At 71.1% G+C, this 17179-nt stretch carries 11 protein-coding genes; 1 reads left to right on the top strand and 10 read right to left on the bottom strand.

What is annotated here, in order from left to right; translation table 11 throughout:
* Positions 1-25: 25 nt before the first annotated feature.
* From OTB20_RS26325 to OTB20_RS26300, 6 genes are all read right to left on the bottom strand, one after another.
* On the bottom strand, positions 26-1813 hold the full coding sequence (locus tag OTB20_RS26325; RefSeq protein WP_267821107.1) for an ABC transporter ATP-binding protein: 1788 nt from the start codon (positions 1811-1813) through the stop codon (positions 26-28).
* A 2-nt stretch (positions 1814-1815) separates the two neighbouring features.
* Complete coding sequence (locus OTB20_RS26320) at positions 1816-2874, bottom strand: iron-siderophore ABC transporter substrate-binding protein (protein WP_267821106.1); 1059 nt, start codon at positions 2872-2874, stop codon at positions 1816-1818.
* Positions 2875-2965: 91 nt separating this feature from the next.
* Positions 2966-3826 (bottom strand): ABC transporter ATP-binding protein, encoded by an 861-nt coding sequence (locus OTB20_RS26315; RefSeq protein ID WP_267821104.1) that lies wholly within the window; start codon positions 3824-3826, stop codon positions 2966-2968.
* A 40-nt stretch (positions 3827-3866) separates the two neighbouring features.
* Complete coding sequence (locus OTB20_RS26310; RefSeq protein ID WP_267821103.1) at positions 3867-4928, bottom strand: FecCD family ABC transporter permease; 1062 nt, start codon at positions 4926-4928, stop codon at positions 3867-3869.
* On the bottom strand, positions 4925-5998 hold the full coding sequence (locus tag OTB20_RS26305) for a FecCD family ABC transporter permease (protein ID WP_267821101.1): 1074 nt from the start codon (positions 5996-5998) through the stop codon (positions 4925-4927). The genes OTB20_RS26310 and OTB20_RS26305 overlap by 4 nt, the downstream gene beginning before the upstream one ends.
* A 200-nt stretch (positions 5999-6198) precedes the next feature.
* Positions 6199-7566, bottom strand: coding sequence for a lysine N(6)-hydroxylase/L-ornithine N(5)-oxygenase family protein (locus tag OTB20_RS26300; RefSeq protein ID WP_267821099.1), 1368 nt, complete (start codon positions 7564-7566; stop codon positions 6199-6201).
* Positions 7567-7829: 263 nt separating this feature from the next.
* On the opposite strand from OTB20_RS26300, the gene OTB20_RS26295 reads away from it, so the two are divergent.
* Positions 7830-8777 (top strand): methionyl-tRNA formyltransferase, encoded by a 948-nt coding sequence (locus tag OTB20_RS26295; protein ID WP_267821098.1) that lies wholly within the window; start codon positions 7830-7832, stop codon positions 8775-8777.
* Here the strand turns inward: OTB20_RS26295 and OTB20_RS26290 are convergent.
* Genes OTB20_RS26290 through OTB20_RS26275 form a run of 4 tightly spaced genes read right to left on the bottom strand, consistent with a single transcriptional unit; the run spans position 8740 to position 16950 of the window.
* Positions 8740-10035: a TIGR02679 family protein gene (locus OTB20_RS26290; protein ID WP_267821097.1), complete on the bottom strand. Its 1296-nt coding sequence runs from the start codon at positions 10033-10035 to the stop codon at positions 8740-8742. The two genes, OTB20_RS26295 and OTB20_RS26290, sit on opposite strands and share 38 nt — an antisense overlap.
* On the bottom strand, positions 10032-14153 hold the full coding sequence (locus OTB20_RS26285) for a TIGR02680 family protein (RefSeq protein WP_267821096.1): 4122 nt from the start codon (positions 14151-14153) through the stop codon (positions 10032-10034). The genes OTB20_RS26290 and OTB20_RS26285 overlap by 4 nt, the downstream gene beginning before the upstream one ends.
* A complete protein-coding gene (locus OTB20_RS26280) occupies positions 14150-15397 on the bottom strand; it encodes a TIGR02678 family protein (protein WP_267821094.1) in 1248 nt (415 codons plus the stop codon). The genes OTB20_RS26285 and OTB20_RS26280 overlap by 4 nt, the downstream gene beginning before the upstream one ends.
* On the bottom strand, positions 15394-16950 hold the full coding sequence (locus tag OTB20_RS26275) for a TIGR02677 family protein (RefSeq protein WP_267821158.1): 1557 nt from the start codon (positions 16948-16950) through the stop codon (positions 15394-15396). The genes OTB20_RS26280 and OTB20_RS26275 overlap by 4 nt, the downstream gene beginning before the upstream one ends.
* Positions 16951-17179: the final 229 nt, after the last annotated feature.

Raw genomic sequence — 17179 nt, 5'->3', positions numbered from 1 at the left:
CTAGCCTAACCTAAATTAGGGTGGCCTAACTAGCGTCTCTCCAGGCCCGCCAGAGTCGCGCGTAGCGGCCACCCAGGGCCACCAACTCCTCGTGCGTGCCCTGCTCCACGACGCGTCCCGCATCCAGCACGGCGATCCGGTCCGCCGCCACCGCCTGGGTCAGCCGATGGGCCACGAACAGCGTGGTCCGGCCGGAGCAGGCGGCCAGCACGGCCCGTTCCAGCTCGGCGGCCCCCTCGCTGCCCGCCTCCGCGGTGGACTCGTCGAGCACCACCACGGGCGCCCGGCCCAACACCAGCCGGGCCAGGGCGATCTGGGCGACCTTGGTGCCGTCCAGCCGGCTGCCGCCCTCGCCGACGGCGGTGTCCAGCCCGTCGGGCAGCGCTTCGACCCACTCGTCCGCGCCTACGATGCGCAGCGCGGCCATGAGTTCGCGCTCGCTCGCCTCCGGCGCCGCCAGCCGCAGGTCGTCGCAGAGCGGCCCGGAGAACACGTGTGCCTCCTGGGTCAGGATGCTCACCATCGCCCTGGCACCCGCCTCGTCCAGATCGGCGAGGTCGGTCGACCCGATCCGCACCGACCCGGCCTGCGGGGTCCCGATGCCGGCGATGAGTGCGGCCAGGGTCGTCTTGCCGGCGCCCGTCGCGCCCACCAGGGCCAGTGAGCCGCCCGCCGGGATCGTCAGGCTGACGTCGCTCAGGACCGGCTCGTCGGTTCCGGGGTAACCGAACGTCAGCCCCTTCACCGTCACCGGGTACGGGCCTTCGTCCACCAGCGCCGCGGCCCTGTCGCCCACCAGCCGTTCCTCGGTGGACTCGTGCAGCACCCCGACGAGCCGGGTCAGGCTCGCGCCCGACTTCTGGGCCTCGTCGAAGGTGAACATGATCGCGCCCAGCGGGGTGAACAGGCGGTGGAACACCAGCGGGGCCGCCGCCACTTCGCCGAGGGTGGCGGAGCCGGTCTCCAGCAGGAAGTAGCCCACCACGAGGATCAGGGACAGGCCGATGAACTCCGCCCGGTTCTCCCTGCCGACGAACCGGCCGAAGAAGTGGAACACCTCGATCCCGAGGTCCCGCACCCGCCTCGAGTCGTCGGAGACCTTCTCCCGGAAGGCCTCCTCCAGGCGGTGCGCCCGTACCGTCTCGATGCCGTTCAGGCCGCTGATCAGCGACTGCGCCCGTTCGGCCTGGGCGACAGCGCGCTTTTGGTAGAGCGGGGCGGAGCGGGGCAGGTACCAGCGCAGGGCCAGCGCGTAGGCCGGCAGCGCGCAGGCGCCCGCCAGGCCGAGCCGCCAGTCGAGCCCGAACATGCCGACCGTGGCGATGGCCACCAGGACCCCCGCCGAGAAGACGGTGGGGATGGCCGACCGGATGCCCTTGGACAGGACGGCGACGTCGTCGCCGACCCGGGAGAGCACGTCACCGCGGCCCACCTGTTCGACCCGGGCGCTGGGCATGCCCAGTACGGCCCGGACGGCGCCTTCGCGCAGCTGCGCGAGCAGGTCGGCGCCGAGCCGCCCGATCAGGTAGGCCGATACGGCGGCGGCCGCCGCGCCGAGCAGCGCGGCGGCGACCATCCATGCCCCGATCGTGACCAGGACCGAACGCGGTTCGCCCCCGGTGACTCCGTCGACCACCTGGCCGAGCAGCAGTACGGGGAGCATTTGGAGAGCCGCCCCGGCGACCGTGCTGAGTACGGCGGCGGACGTCAGCCAGGGCATCTTGCGGCAGTTCGCCGCGACCCATCGGGCTGCTTCACGTCCGGTCGTCGTACGCAGGGTTGCCGGGGCGACCCGAGTGTCCGTGGCGCTCACACCTAGCCGACCGACTTGACGAGCTCGTCGATCGCGAACGGCAGGGAGGGCAGGGTGGCCTGGGACATGGCCGCGCCGGCCGCCGGGCCCTCGCTGTCCAGCAGGTAGGACACCTTGTTGGCCTTGGTGACCTTCAGGTTGGCGAAGAGGTCGAACTTCTTCAGCGCGTCCGTGTCGGCCTTGTCGTTGATGACGAAGACGCGGTCGACGTCGATGAGGTCCATGCGCTCCGGGGAGAGCGCGGTGGAGAAGCCGCTGCCCGCGATCTTGTCGATCTCGGTCTGACCCTTGAAGCCCATGCCGGTCAGGAGCTGACCGCGCACGTCGGTGGTGGTGAAGGGGTTGACCGCGTCCTTGTACCAGGACAGCGAGACGGCGGTCTGGCCGGCGAACTCGGGGTGCGCCTTCTTGACCGCGGCGAGCTTGTCCTGGATGCCCTGGACCATGGCCTTGCCCTCGTCGGCCTTGCCGAGCGCCTTGGCGATGTGGAGGGCGTTGTCCTGCCACGGAGCGCTGAAGGGCTCCTTCTCCGTCTTCGTGCGGCCGACCGTCGGAGCGATCTTGGAGAGCTTGTCGTAGGCGGCCTGGTCGACCTCGGAGTAGACCGCGATGATCAGGTCGGGGCGCAGGGCCGCGATCTTCTCGAAGTTGGGGCCGGCGTCACCGTTGCTCATGATGACCTCGGGCTTGGTCTCGCCCCACTTGTCCTTCACCCAGGGCCACTGCGTGTTGATGTCGGGGCTCTGGCCCGCCGGGTTCGGGTACTGGTCGACCATGCCGACCGGCTTGATGCCGAAGGAGAGGATGGTCTGGTCATCGGTGTAACCGACCGACACGACCCGCTGGGGTGCCTTCTTGACCTCGGTGGACCCGAAGAAGTGCTCGACCTCGACCGGGAACGCGCCGGTGGCGGCCGGGGCGTTGGCGCTGTCGTCCTTCTTGCCCTTGTCCGCCGAGTCGGAACCGCAGCCCGCGAGGAGACCCACACCGAGGGCCGCGGCGGACACGGTTGCCGCAAGCTGCCGCCAGGGCTTCATACGTGTCGTTCGGTCGAGGAGCATGCGGGATCCCTTGCTTTCGTACTGTCCACTGCGGCCCCACTTAGGGCAGGCAAACCGTACCCCGGGGAAGTGAGGTAAGCCTAGCCTAAGCTCAGCTGCTCTCGGTCCGGCTGCCCGCACTCTGGACATGGGTCCGTCCGATCGGCACAACCAGCGGCCGGTCACCCACCGGATCGTCAATCACCATGGCACGCAGGCCGAATGCCTCGTGCAGCAGCTCGGCGGTCAGCACGTCGCGCGGGTGGCCCTGCGCCAGGACCGAACCCGCCTTCATCACGATCAGGTTGTCGCTGTAGCGCGCGGCCAGGTTGAGGTCGTGCAGCACCATCACCACGGTGCATCCCGACTCGTGGAGGTCGTCGACCAGGTCGAGCACGTCGATGGCGTGGGCCAGGTCCAGATAGGTCGTGGGCTCGTCGAGCAGCAGCAGATCGGTGCCCTGAGCGAGGGTCATCGAGATCCAGACGCGTTGACGCTGTCCCCCTGACAGGGCGTCGACGGGACGGTCGGCCAGATCGGCCACCCCGGTCATGGCCAGTGCCCGCTCCACCACGGAGGCGTCGTCCGAGGACCACTGGCGCAGCCAGCTCTGGTGCGGATGGCGACCCCTGGCCACCAGGTCGGCCACGGTCAGGCCTTCCGGCGCGACCGGGGCCTGGGGCAGCAGGCCGAGCTTCTTCGCCACGTCCCTGGTGCGGAGCCGGGCGATGTCCTCCCCGTCGAGCACGACGGATCCGCTGGTCGGCTTGAGCAGGCGTGACAGGGTCCGCAACAGGGTCGACTTGCCGCACCCGTTGGGGCCGATGATCGTGGTCACCACCCCCGGCGGGATCGTCACGTCCAGCGCGTCGATGACGGTCCGGTCGCCGTACCCGACCGTGACGCCCTTGGCCGCCAACCGCGGGACTTCGGCAACCCCGGACTCGATCCCGGAGATGTACTGAGCGACCATGGCCCCCCCTATATTTAGGCTTGCCTAACCTTTCTATCACCTAGCGGCGATTCGCCCGCACCAGGAGGTAGATGAGGAAGGGGCCGCCGATCGCCGCGGTGACCACGCCGACCGGCAGACTGACCGGCAGTACCGTACGGGCGACCAGGTCCGCGCCGATCAGCAGCAGCGCTCCCGTAATGGCGGATGCCACCAGCGGCGGTGTGGGGGACTTCGTCAGACGGATCGCCACCTGCGGCGCGACCATGGCCACGAACGGGACCGGTCCCGCCGCACTCACCGCGAAGCCGGCCAGGAGCACCGCGCACAGCAGCAGGACGGCCCGGACCAGCGAATAGCGGACGCCGAGGCCCGCGGCCACGTCGTCGCCGAAGTGCAGCGGCTTGAACTGGAAGGCGACGCACGCCACGACGACCGCGAGGACGAGGGTGCCCCAGAGGGCCACCCACACCTCGCCCCACGACCGGTTGTCCAGGGAACCGACCAGCCACGCCTGGGCCCGCGCCACGTCCCTGATGTCGGCGGTGACCAGAAGCCAGGTGGTGATCGCCTCCATGACGGCGCTCACGGAGAGGCCGATGAGGATGAGCCGGAAGCCGTCGACCCCGCGCCGCCACGCCAGGAAGTACACCAGCAGCCCCGTGGCGAGACCGCCGGCGAGCGCCGCCCCGGACAGGCCCACGGTGCTGACGACCGCGGCGGCGGTCCCGCCCGACACCGTCACCAGGCACACCGCGACCGCGCTGGCGCCTCCGGTGATCCCCAGGATGTCCGGACTGGCCAGCGGGTTGCGGGCGATGGACTGGGTGATCGCCCCGGACATCCCCAGGGCGACGCCCACGACGAGCCCGGCCAGCGCCCGCGGCATGCGCAAGTCCATGATCACGAACTGGTCGACCTGCTCACCGCCGCCGAACAGCGTGGCCACCACCTGCCGCAGGCTCAGGGGGAAGTCCCCCACGGCGATGGACAGGCAGAACCCCAGGAAGGTCGCCGCCATCAGCAGCAGCGTGACCAGCACGATCCTGGGCCGCCATACGAACGACATCCGGCCGAGCCGCACTCCCGGCGTCACCGGCCGCTTCACCACTGTCACGTTCATGCGCTCTTGAACTTTCCCCGCCACACCAGGACCGCGAAGAACGGGGCGCCCAGGAGAGCCACGAGGACGCCCGCGTCCAGCTCGCCCGGCCGCACCACGACACGGCCCACGATGTCGCAGACCAGAAGGACGACCGCGCCGAGAAGACCCGCGTACGGCACCAGCCAGCGGTAGTCGGGCCCGGCCAGATAACGGGCCACGTGCGCCACCATGAGTCCGAGGAACGCGATGGGACCGCAGGCCGCCGTGGCCGCGCCCGCCAGCAGCGTGATGGCGACGATGCCGACGGTCCGGATCAGTGCGATGTTCACGCCCAGTCCGCGCGCCACGTCGTCGCCCATGTTGAGCAGGTTGACGGAGGGCAGCGTGCACAGGGCCAGTACCAGCCCGACCACGATGAAGGCGGTCACGGGCCAGATCACGTCGAAGCCGACACCCGCCACCGATCCGGAGTTCCAGAAACGCAGGGCGTTCAGCGCAGCCTTGTCCGACAGTGCGATCGCCGTCGTCATCGCCATCAGGAACACCGTGACACCCTGTCCGGCCAGGGCGAGCGTCAGCGGGTTACCGGCGCCGCGGCCGATGCTGGAGAGCCCGAACACGACGACACCGGCGATCGCGGCACCCAGGAATGCGAACCAGACGTACTGGAACGGGTCGGTGAGCCCGAGCAGGGCGATCGCCGACACGACGGCGAACGACGCGCCGGTGTTCACCCCGAGCAGACCCGTGTCCGCGATGGGGTTGCGCGTATATCCCTGGATCAGCGCCCCGCCGACGCCCAGCGCGATGCCCGCCACGATCGCGAGTACCGTCCGCGGCACCCGCACGGTGCGCATGATGAGTCTGGCTTCCGAGACCTTCTGGTCGGGGTCCGGCCCCGCGAACAGCCCGTGCCACGCCTCGGCGGGACTGAGCGCGCGAGCGCCGACCGCGAGGGACACCACGGCCGCGACCACGAGGACCGCGAGGACGATGCCCAGCCCCAGGAGCCGCCGGCGCCGGGCCCGCGCCATCCGGAAGGACGCCGGTCGTTCGACTGTGGCCGCGGCCGTGTCGACGCGGGTCATCCCTTGGACCCAGCGCATCCAGCGCGTCCGGCGCGTCCAGTGCGGGCGGCGCGTCCAGTGCGGGCGGGCGGGCCGCCGGCACGGCGGCGAGAACCAGTGGGCACGGGACGTTCCTTCTTCGTGGGTCAGCTGGTTGCACAGTACTGCCGTGCCTCCGGCGCGAATGCAGCGGAGGCACGGCAGTGGGCAGGGGAGGCCGGCTAGACAGCAGGCTGGCGGGCGCCGCCGCCGGCTCCCCCGGCGACCGGCCGGACCTGCTCGGGCACGGCCTTCGGGGTCCGCTCGAGAATCGAGTCGAGTATCTCGCCGACGCGTACCGCGGTGTTGGACAGCAGGGAGGAGGTGATGCCGTGGGTGTGCTCGGTGCCGCCCTGGAGGTAGATGCCGCAGCGCAGTTCGAGGTCGGTGGACACCCGGTAGTCGCGCTCGACCTGGACCCGGCCCTGGTCGTCGCGGTGGCAGCGCTCCGCGACCTCGCCGAGCAGGCCGAGGCCGTCCGCCTGCATGTAGCCGGTGGCGCACACCACCACGTCGGCGTCCACCAGGTTCTCCTCGCCCGTGACGAGGGACTTGACGGTGGCGCGGACCCCGTCGGCCGTCTCCTCGACGGCCGTCAGGCGGGAGACGTTCAGGAAGCGCAGGCGCTCGGTGCCGAGCACCTTCTCCTGGTACGCCTGCCGGTACAGGTCGTCGATCAGGTCGATGTCCACCACGGAGTAGTTGGTGTTTCCGTGGTAGTCCATCAGACGGCGCTTCACGTCCTCCGGGGCCGTGTAGTACTCGTCCACCGCCTGGGGGTCGAAGATCCGGTTGGCGAAGCTGCTGTCGTCCGCCGGGCTGTAGCCGTAGCGGGAGAAGACCGCGCAGACCTCGGCCTGCGGGAAACGGCGGTGCAGGTAGGCGACGTTCTCGGCGGCGCTCTGGCCGGCTCCGACCACCAGGAAGCGGGTGGGCTCGGTGCCTTCGAGCGCGTCCACCTTCGTCAGGAGGTCGGTGTTGTGCCAGACGCGGTCGGTGCGCCCGATGCCCTCCGGCATGACCGGGCGCAGGCCCGTGCCGATGACCAGGTTGCGGGCCCGGTGGACGACGACCTCGTCGCCGGACCGCGCCGTCACGTCGAGGTACTCGACCACGCCGTCGCGCACCACGGGCTCGACGGATACGACCTGGTGGCCGTACGAGACCATGTCGTCGACCTTGGCGGCGGCCCACTCGAGGTAGTCGTGGAACTCCACCCGGAGCGGGAACAGGTTCTTGTGGTTGACGAAGTCGATCAGGCGGCCCTTGCTCTGCAGGTAGCAGAGGAAGCTGTACTCGCTGGTCGGGTTCCGGAGCGTCACCAGGTCCTTCATGAAGGAGACCTGCATGGTCGCGTCATCGATGAGCATGCCGCGGTGCCACCCGAAACGGGGCTGCTGCTCGAAGAAGTGAGCGGTGACCGCCTCTTGCCTTCCGACGCGCGCGTTGTGCTCGCTGAGCGCGATCGCCATGGCGACGTTCGACGGCCCGAAGCCGATACCGATCAGGTCGTGGATCAGTGGTGCGTCGCCAGGAAGAGCCTGTGACATGTCACTCCCATTGGTGCGGGACAGCCGCCTGCCAGGCGCTTGTCAGGGGTGGGGGAAAGGGGGGGGTGTCCAGGCGCACCGGTGACCGGCAGCCGAGTGGAACTTAGGTAAAGCTAACCTGATCCAGGCATGCTGTCGACCAGACAAACCGGACAACGCACTCGCACCCGGGTCAATCGAGCCCAGAATCGGGGCTGTTGCGCCGTTAGGTTAGGCTTGCTTTACTTACTCCTGGTCATTTTGCTCTTCTGAGGAGGAACCCGATGCGGGTCGTCATGTTCGGTTATCAGACCTGGGGCCATCGCACCCTGAAGGCGCTCCTGGACTCCGAGCACGACGTCGTGATGGTCGTGACCCACCCCAAGAGCGAGCACGCCTACGAGAAGATCTGGAGCGACTCGGTCGCCGACCTCGCCGAGGAGCACGGCGTTCCCGTAGTCATCCGCAACCGCCCCGACGACGAGGAACTGTTCCAGCAACTCAAGGACGCCGACCCGGACATCCTCGTCGCGAACAACTGGCGTACGTGGATCCCCCCGCGCATCTACACGCTGCCGCGGCACGGCACCCTGAACATCCACGACTCCCTGCTGCCCAAGTACGCGGGCTTCTCCCCCCTCATCTGGGCCCTCATCAACGGCGAGCCCGAAGTCGGCGTCACGGCGCACATGATGGACGAGGTGCTCGACGCCGGCGACATCGTCATGCAGCACGCGATCCCGGTCGGCCCGACGGACACCACCACGGACCTGTTCCACAAGACGGTCGACCTGATCGCCCCGGTCACGATCGGCGCCCTCGACCTGATCGCCTCCGGCCGGACCGAGTTCACGAAGCAGGACCGCACCCAGGCCACCTTCTTCCACAAGAGGGCCGAGGAGGACATCCGCATCGACTGGTCCTGGCCCGCCGAGGACCTGGAGCGCCTGGTCCGCGCCCAGTCCGCCCCGTACCCGGCCGCCTTCACCTTCCACAAGGGCAAGCGCCTGGAGATCCTCACGGCCGTCGTCTCCGAAGGCCGCTACGGCGGCACCCCCGGCCGCATCTTCTACCGCGAGGGCGAGGGCGTGGCCATAGTCGCCGGAGCCGACGCCCGCACGGGCCGCAACCACGGCCTGGCCATCACCCGCGTCCGCACGGAAGACGGCCAGGAACTCCCGGCGTCGGAGTACTTCAAGACCATGGGCGGCTACCTGACTTCCCGCCCCTGACCACCCCCTGACCCCCGCCCTGCCCCCCCGCCAGGTCCGCCAGCAGCACGTCCAGTACCGTCTCCTCCTCTATACGCACCCCATGTTCTGTGAGGGCCATCGCCAGATCCGGTTCCCACGGCGATGCGGCAACCGTCCCGGTCAGGGGCTGGGGAGTGGGACTGGCAGCAGCTACCGCCGCACGATAGTCGCCGGCTGTGTAGCGCCACGGCCGCCACGGCACGTGCTGGTGCAGCGTCGTGGCGATGCGCAGGCCGCCCCAGTCGAAGTCGCCGTGGTAGCGGAAGGTGGCGCCGAGCTCGTGGAGGTGCGCCAGGAGGGCGAGGGCAGCAGCCGATGGCTGGCCCTGCAGACAGACGAGCGGCAGCGCGTCCGGGCCGTGGGCGTCGGCCGCGGCCGAGAGAACGGCGGGATTCTCACAGACGTGGACCACAGGCGGCGTGGTCCGCGGCGGACGGTGGGCGAGCTGGCGAAGGGTGAGCACAGACGGATCGCCCACGTCAGCCATCCAGTCCAGAGCCGGCGTTCCACGGAGGTTGAGCGTGAGGACGGTCGAGGAGACGTCGTCACGGAGCAGACCGACAGAGGCCCAGGCAGCCCGCCGCCAGGCTGCGCCCGCCCCGTCCGGATGTCCTGTGAGGGCACGGATGCCGGACAGACAGAGCGTCGCCGAGGGTGTCCCGTCGTCCAGTGCGTGGGCCCCGCCCAGGGTCTCGGCCGCGAACACGGGCAGGGAGCGCGGCGGGTCGACCGGCAGTTCACGCAGGACGCGGGCGGTCCGATCGAGCAGAGCTCGAGCCGACTCCGGCGTACGGGCGAGGCGTCGCACGATGCCCTCGGTACGTATCCGGCCGGCCCACTCCGCGAGGTGCGGGATCTCGGCGGCGAGCGCGGTGAGCGGTGCGTACGCCTCCTCCCAGGCCTGGTCCTCGCTCCGGCGGGTCTCTTCAAGAGGGACAACCGGCCCGGTGAGCGTCGTCACGGCCGCCGTCAGACCCTCGGGGCTGATGCCTGATCTGACCAGTACGGCGTCCACCGCGTCGAGCCGGACCGTCAGCGCCCGGCCACCACCGGGGGCCCGGCCCAGCAGGCGTTCGGCCGCGGCCCGTTGGGCCGGGGTCGGCGTTGCGAGGGAGACGGGGCCGGTGAGTGGCTGCCCTCGCTCCAGCCGACGGCGTACGCGCTCCAGCAGCCAGGCCAGGTCGGCCCCGCCGAGGAGCCGACGCAGGCGTGCTTCGTCGACCGGAGCCCTGTTCACGCCCACAGGACCTCCTGGTCCGCCTCACGCACCGGGTCCTCGTGACGGGTCCGAGCCGTGCCGTCCCATTCCCAGCGGGTGACCAGGACAGCGGCCACATCGTCGACGCGGGACAGCTGGGCGATGGCGATGCCCGGTACCTGTGGGTAGCAGGCCCACTCCCGTTCGCTGGTCATGACCACATCCAGGTCAAAGGCGTGCAGGAGCCCGAGACACTTGGCGCGCGAGTCGTCGTCGACACCGGCGAACGCCTCGTCCAGGGTGACCAGGCGTGGTGCGTACGGACTGCCCGCACTCGCGTAGTGGGAGGAGGCGGCGGCGAACAGCGGTACGGAGACGGCGAGCACCCGCTCGCCTCCCGACGCCGGCCCCGTGGCGGGCACCCAGCGACCGTGCTGCTGGCGCTCGACGGCGAACTCGTGCCAGGAGCGGTAGTCGAGGGCCGCGGTGAGGTGTTCCAGCCAGCTGCCGGCCGCGTCCTCGGTCTGCTGACGGGTGATCTGCGTCTGCAGGAACTCCCCGACCGCGGACCGGTCCTCGGCGGTCCAGGCATCGGCTGTCTGGAGCAGGCGGCCACGGGCCTGGGCAAGGCCGGCAGGGGCCTTGCGGGAGGCCCGCCACACCAGCCGCAGGGTCATACCGGTGGAGGTCGGACGGTCCTCCAGCTCGGCGTTCATGGCCAGCACCTGTCGTTCTGCTGTGGCGATCAGCTCCTGGAGGGTGCCCGCGACCTCGGTGATGAGATGGGCTTCGAGGATTTCGCGTTCATGCGCGGAGAGGATGCGGGTGAGTTCACCGACCTCGACCGCGAGCGCCTCGGCAAGTTCGGGTACGGCCCGCTCGCGGCCCTGGTAGACGATGTCGACGACCATCCCGTCCTCGACCATCCGGGCCGAGGCGCTGTGGCCGTGCCGGGACAGCGCGTCTTGGAGGGTCTTGTGCTCCTCGCTCAGACGTCGCTGTACGCGCTCCCAGGCGGCTTCCGAGTCGTCCGTCGTCGACAGCTCTGATTCGAGGGAACGGGCGAGGGCAATGGCCGGAGTGGCCGCCCACGGGCCGTCGCCGGCGGCCGGTACGGCCAGGTCGGGAAGCGCGACGGCGATCAGCCCGGTGGTGGTGAAGCGCTGGAGCGCCGCGATGGCATCGGAACGCGCGGCGGCAGCGTCCGTGACGGCCTTCTCCAACTGTTCGATCCGGCCTTCGGCCCGGCTGGCCCTCCGGTCCCCTCCTGTGCGGCGGTCCTGCCATGAGCGCTGATCGGCCGCACAGGCGCGCAGGGCCTCCGCGGTCTCGACGAGCCGCCGTTCCAGCTCGGCCACGGCTTCGCCCACGGTCGACCGCAGTGTGGCGAGCCGCTCGTCCGCGGCGGCTGCCGCGAGGGCCGTCTCCTCCGCGCGCAGGGCAAGTTCGGCAGTGCGCTCGCCTGCCCGCCCCGCTTCCTCACGCTCCTCGTCCGCCTGCCGGGCCGCTTCGGTCCGCTCGCGTAGTGCGGGCCACAGTGCGGCCAGAACGGTCGCGAGTTCGACGAGGGCCTGCCGTACGGCGGCCAGCGCCGGCCGGTCCGGGGGCAGCCCCAGATCGGAGGCCACCTCCTGGAGCTCGGCGCTCGCCCGCTCCGACCGCCCGGCTGCGGCCAGCACGTCGGCGGCCCGTGCCTCGCGACGGGACCTGGCCTGGCGTGCGGTGTCGGCGGCGGCGGCCGCGCGGGCGTGCGCCCTGGTCAGCGGCCCGTCGTCGGGCACCTCCGCCAACTCGGTGTCAAGGGTGCGGCGGCGGGTCGCCAGAGTCTGCGCGTGCGCAGCCTCGGACGCCGCCTCCCGCTGGAGGAGGGAGAGTTCGGCGCGCAGGCTGGCAATACGGGTGCGCCGCGCGGCTTCCCGGGCGCCCTCGCCGATGTACTCCGCGGCGGGTTTGAACCACCGGCCGGTGAGGACTCCTACCCGGTAACGTCCGTCCGGCGCGGCCCACGTGTCACCCGCCGGCCGGAACACGTCCGCGGCAGCCGCGCCGAGCCCGACCGCCTGGAGAAGCCGCCCCACTGTCTCCTCACCCACCTGGACCGCCTGGCCGTCGCCGTGGTCGACGGCCGGGCGCAGCACGTCGGCGAGCGACGGCCCGTGGACCGGCCCCCTCCCCGAATCGAGGAGTACGTCATGACCGTCGGCTGTCAGGGCCGCGCCGTCGGGGCGCACCCACGCGTCCAGCAGCCCGGCCGCCTCCAGCGCCGCTTCCAGGCCGGCGCGCTCCTGGTCCGCGACCTCCTCCCGGAAGTCGACCAGCCGCCACAGCGGGGCTCCGGGAGCCTGATCCCGCAGGCCGGGGGTCCGGGTGTACGGGGCTTGCGGACCACGACGCCCGCCGGCCTCCAGCTCGGCGAGCTCCTGTTCCGCGTCTCGGCTGCGGGCCGCCAGGGCCGCCCTTCGCTGCGCTGATCGCGCCGCCTGGTCCGCGAGTACCGCTGCCGTGGTGCTGTGTGCGTCCGAGCCGTGCCGACGTGCCGGGTAGGGCCCGTCCTGGTGCCGCGTCCACTCCTGGAGCTCATCCAGCAATCCGACCGGGTCGGCGTACGCCAGCTCCTCACACCGGCCCGCATGCTCGCGTACGGCATCCACCAGGGCCCGGCCCACAGCAGTCACGGTCTCGTCGGCCGCGCCCTGTACCTCGGCGGCGTGCGCCAGGTCGGCTTCCGTCTCGTCGAGCCGCAACGCGGCGGCCCGGCGCTCGACCGCCGCCGCCTCGGCACGCTCCGCGAGCTCCTCCACATACGCGAGGGTGCGGCTGCGGCGGTCGGTCGCCTCGGCCACCGCGGCGCGCAGTTCGGCCGCCGTCAGCCCCTCGTCGCCCGGCAGGTCCAGCCGGGCCAACTTGGCAGCCTCCTGCGCGAGGCGCAGCGTGTCCTCGACGCGGTCCCGGGCGGCGTGAAACCGGTTCTCTGCTGCCCCGAGGCGACCGAGCGCCTTCGTGTGCCGCAGCGCGGCCTCCTCCCGGTCGGCGCGGGCGCGCCTGTCGTCCTGCGCCGACCGTTCCCGTTCCTTCGCGGCCCGCTCCAGTTCGTGGGCACTGCGCATCTCCGGGCCCTCGCGCAGGGCTGCGTCGACGGCCTCCAGTCGGGCGTGCGTCTGCGCGAGGGCGACGATCCGCTCACCGGCCGCCGCCCGCTCCTCTTCGGCCGCGGCCTTCTCGGCCTGTGCCTCCGCGAGGTCGCGCAGCAGGTGTTCGTACTTCGAGTGCTCCGTACGCGGGAGGCGTGCACGACGGCGGGAGGCGATGCGAGCGTAGCGCCGGTAGTGGTCGAGGAATCCAGAGGCGGCCTGCTCGGCCGCGCGGGCGGCTCTCAGCTCCTCCTTCTCCTCGTCCAGGGAGCGGAAGGCCTCGGCCACGTCCGCGATGACTGCCTGGTCCATGGGCGGGAGTGCCTCGGTGAGGGCGCGGGAGAGGGCGGCTTCGTTGGGACGCTTGGACAGCTGGGGCTGGCGCAGCTGGATGAGCAGGTCCACCAGGGCGGCGTAGCGCTGCTCACCGAGCCCGAACAGCGCCTCGTCGACGGCCCGGCGGTAGGTCTTGGCCTGGTCGTGGACCATTCCGTGTCCGGCGACCGCCTCGATGAGCCGGTCCCGGGACAACACGGTACCGGTGGCGTCGAGGAGGCTGAGTGATCCCTCTGTCCGCACCGAGGCCGGCGCGTGGTCGATCCGCTGAGCGGTCACGGCCCACCAGTGCCGGGCGATACCACGCCCGCTGACGGCCTTGAGCCCGCACAGGAGCGTACGGAACTGCTCCTCGCCGCTCACCTCGTCGCGGCGGCCGAACTCCACCCAGGTGTAGCCGAGCCGTTCGGAATGCGGGTGCTCGCCTCCGAGCAGGAGATTCCACTCCATCTTCTTCCCCGCGTCTCCGTCGGGTTCCACCCGGCGCGCGCTGAGGTCCCCGTCGAGGAGGAAGGGCAGGGTCAGGGCGAGCACCTTGGACTTGCCGGTGCCGTTGTTCCCCCGGAGCAGCAGCCGGCCGTCGCGGAAGTGGAACTCCTCCACGTCGTAGTGGAAGAGGTCGACGAGGCCGATCCGCAGGGGCTGCCAGCGGGCACGTGCGGGGGCCGGGAGTGCGGCACGGGGAGTCAACGCTGGTGGGCCTTTCGCTGTGCGGGCAGCTGAGATGTGCCGACTGTGCGGGGTTCGAGGACGACGGTCTCGCCGATCGCGTACCGGGCGAGCGCCGGGCGCGGCACCACTCCCTCGGCGGTACGGGAGACCAGGTTCAGGGCGGCGAGCCGGCTGACGGCCTGCTCCACGAGCTCACCCTCGGATCCCGGCTCGCGGGCCGACTTGGACCAGAAACCGCCGTGTTCGGTGGCCAGTCGGGCGACATGGCGTTCGAGGTCGGCCGTGGAGACGACGGGCCCTTCGGCTCTCGTGAGGTACTCGGCGAGGAGCAGGGTCACGTGACCGTGGGTTCCCGATTCCGGCATGCGGACGTCGGTGAGATCGTCGTCGGGGTCCACCATGGCGATGCCCTCGGCCCTGACCTCGGCCACCAGGCCCGTCAGTTCGGTGATCCGCGCGGTGAGGAAACCGCGCTGGCGCGTGAGGTAGCCCAGCTCGGCGTCGGTCAGCTCGTCGTAATAGAGCACGGGGTCGTCCAGCAGTCGGCGGGTCAGCGAGCGGCGCATCGCGCGGAAGCGCAGGTCATCACTATCGAGGGCCGTTTCGGCGGTGAGCTCGACGAGCCGCTCGTCCAGAGCCGCGGCCCGGACCGTGGAGGGGCCGCGCCTCGTCGCGAGCAGCCCGGCGAGCACCCGCCGTTCCACGTCGTAGAGGACGTCTCCGGCCCCACTGACGTACGCCTCTTCGTCACCGGCGACGCGCCGCAGCACTCCGAGGCTGAGCAGGAGGCGTACGACGGCCGCCAGGTCGAGGCGCTCGTCGCGGCGGTCCAGGGTGAACTGGATGCCGGTAGCGGCCAGCTGGGGATCGGCGGCATCGAGGACGACCTGGTCGGCGAGACGGCCGAGGGCGATCTGCGCCTCACCGCGTTCGAGGGCCGCGAGGGCGAGACAGAGCAGGACGTACCGCCGGCGGGTGAAAGGAGCGGCGCTGCGTGTGGCCTCGCGCGCCGGATGGGTGGCATCGGCGAGATGCGCCGGGATCTTGCCCAGCCGGGCGGTCTCGGCGTCGACCTGGAGGGACCAGCCGGTGTTGCGGTCGAACCACTCGCGCAGGTCGGATGCGTGCCGCCGGACCAGACGGAACTCGTCGGCGTACGCGCCGCCGGCGAGCAGCAGAGGCTGCTTCAGCAGAGCGCGGGCGGCCTTGCGTAGTTCGGCGGCATGCTGCCCGTCCAGTACTTCGGCGAGCGGGGTACTCATCGTCCGTCGCCTCCTTCCGCCAGATCAATGATCTCGATGGTGTGGTCAGGGCCGCGAAAGGTGCCGCCCGGCGTGCGGACCTCGGCCGCGGATCCATCGGCCAGGACAGCGAGCCGAATCTCCATGGATCCGTCGTTGCTGGTGGCCACCGTGTGCGTCATCCCGGGCCGCCAGGTGGCCAGGGCATCCCCGAGGAGCTGGAGGAAGAGCCGGAAGCTGACGGGATCGAGCTCTCCGATCCCCGACAGCCGGGTGACGCCGTCGGTGACGAGCCGGGCCCGCGCGGCCGTGATCTCCGCGGCCTGCTTGACGGCCACCTCGGCGAGCCGGCGGCGCGCTTCCTGGCGGTCCTCCACCTTGCGTGGCTTGCCGCGCCGCTCATAGCTGCCGGTACGGCGCAGCTGCGGGCTGATGCGCAGTGGCTCGGCGTCGGCCCATGAGGTGGACGCGGGAGCTGGCCGGGCGAGCCGGGCGGCCAGGGTCTCGGCATCCACCGTGAGGTGGCGGGCCGGGTACAGCCCGAAGGCGGTGCGCCACAGCCGGTGCCGGGCGTCGTCGTCGGGAGCCTCGGCGAACCAACGGGCGAGCGTACGAAAATCAGCGGACCTGTCGGAACGACCGGCCCGTCGCTCGTTCAACGACCGCACGACGGCCAGCAGTTGGGGCACTGCCCCGAGGGCCCGGCCGCGCAACAGCCGCGCCTGCGATTCCCGGCCGTCCCGGCTGAGGAACCAGGCCGCCAGCCCGGCCCACCGTCCGGCCCACCTCTCGTACGCGGCCTGCTCGGCGTACGCGGCCTCCTGCGGCGTGGCATCGGCGGCCTCGCGGGTGGCGGCGGCCCGCAGCAGCGCCTCTATGCTGCCACCCTCCTCCAGCTCCAGGATCAGCCGGGCGACGCGGCCGCCGAGGGTGATCAGGTCCTGGATGAACCGCTCCAGGTACTGGATGAGCTGGTCCTTGTAGGCGAGGAAGACCTCCTCCCCCACGTCGTGGAGGTCGATGGTGCGCTGGAGTGAGCCCATGAAGGCCCGCGCGTTGTCGGCCAGCGCCCCGAACCGACTGGCGAGCCCGTCCAGCGCGAGATGCGTCTTGGCCGGATCCGGCTCGTCCCCGGCCGCCAGTACAAGAAGTGCGCGCAACTGGGTGACGATGTCGTGCAGCGCGACGGCCTGGAGCGCGCCCCGCCGCCCGAGTGCCTCGTCGTAGGCGGACAGGGCCTCCTCGGCCGCCTCGCCCTCCCGGGTGAGCTGGTAGATGAACCGCTTCCGGTAGAAGTCCTCGACGGCCGTGACCCGCCCGGTGTCCGGGTCGGCCCGCAGATTTCCCCACGCGACCAGCTTGTCCAGCGCGCCGACGACACCCTCCAGCTCGCCGGGCCGTACGGCGGCGGGCACTGCGGCGTAGACGTCCTCGGGCCGCAGATGCACGGCGAACCGCTCTTTGGCCACGAGGAAGGCACGCATCACCTGCCGGTACAGCAGCACGTTCGGGACGGTGAGATGCGCGAAGGGCCCGTACCCGTCCGGCGGGCCTGCCGGACGCGGAGAAGTCATGTCCATCGCCGGCCATTCTCCCGGACCTCCGTCCATGATCGGCAGGGACGAAAGTACTTGACCGATTCGCGTCGACTCTTGATCACGCTCCGTGCGCCGGACTCGTCAGAGCGATCTCCATATTCCCCGGCATTCGTCGGCCCTGACAGCAGGCACAGGGTCGTCGGCTGTCCTGCGCAACACCGCACCTGTGAGCGGAGCAAGCCATAGGGTCCCTCATGCCGCCACG

This window comes from Streptomyces sp. H27-H1 (assembly GCF_026627445.1).
Classification (GTDB): domain Bacteria; phylum Actinomycetota; class Actinomycetes; order Streptomycetales; family Streptomycetaceae; genus Streptomyces.
The sequence above is the reverse complement of the archived record's forward strand: the minus strand, read 5'-3'. Positions and strand labels throughout refer to the sequence as shown.

Bases quoted from the DNA above. Each gene is read 5' to 3' on its own strand.
- OTB20_RS26320 (WP_267821106.1), bottom strand. From the start codon at position 2,874: ATGCTCCTCGACCGAACGACACGTATGAAGCCCTGGCGGCAGCTTGCG.
- OTB20_RS26315 (WP_267821104.1), bottom strand. From the start codon at position 3,826: ATGGTCGCTCAGTACATCTCCGGGATCGAGTCCGGGGTTGCCGAAGTC.
- OTB20_RS26310 (WP_267821103.1), bottom strand. From the start codon at position 4,928: ATGAACGTGACAGTGGTGAAGCGGCCGGTGACGCCGGGAGTGCGGCTC.
- OTB20_RS26305 (WP_267821101.1), bottom strand. From the start codon at position 5,998: ATGACCCGCGTCGACACGGCCGCGGCCACAGTCGAACGACCGGCGTCC.
- OTB20_RS26300 (WP_267821099.1), bottom strand. From the start codon at position 7,566: ATGTCACAGGCTCTTCCTGGCGACGCACCACTGATCCACGACCTGATC.
- OTB20_RS26295 (WP_267821098.1), top strand. From the start codon at position 7,830: ATGCGGGTCGTCATGTTCGGTTATCAGACCTGGGGCCATCGCACCCTG.
- OTB20_RS26280 (WP_267821094.1), bottom strand. From the start codon at position 15,397: ATGAGTACCCCGCTCGCCGAAGTACTGGACGGGCAGCATGCCGCCGAA.
- OTB20_RS26275 (WP_267821158.1), bottom strand. From the start codon at position 16,950: ATGACTTCTCCGCGTCCGGCAGGCCCGCCGGACGGGTACGGGCCCTTC.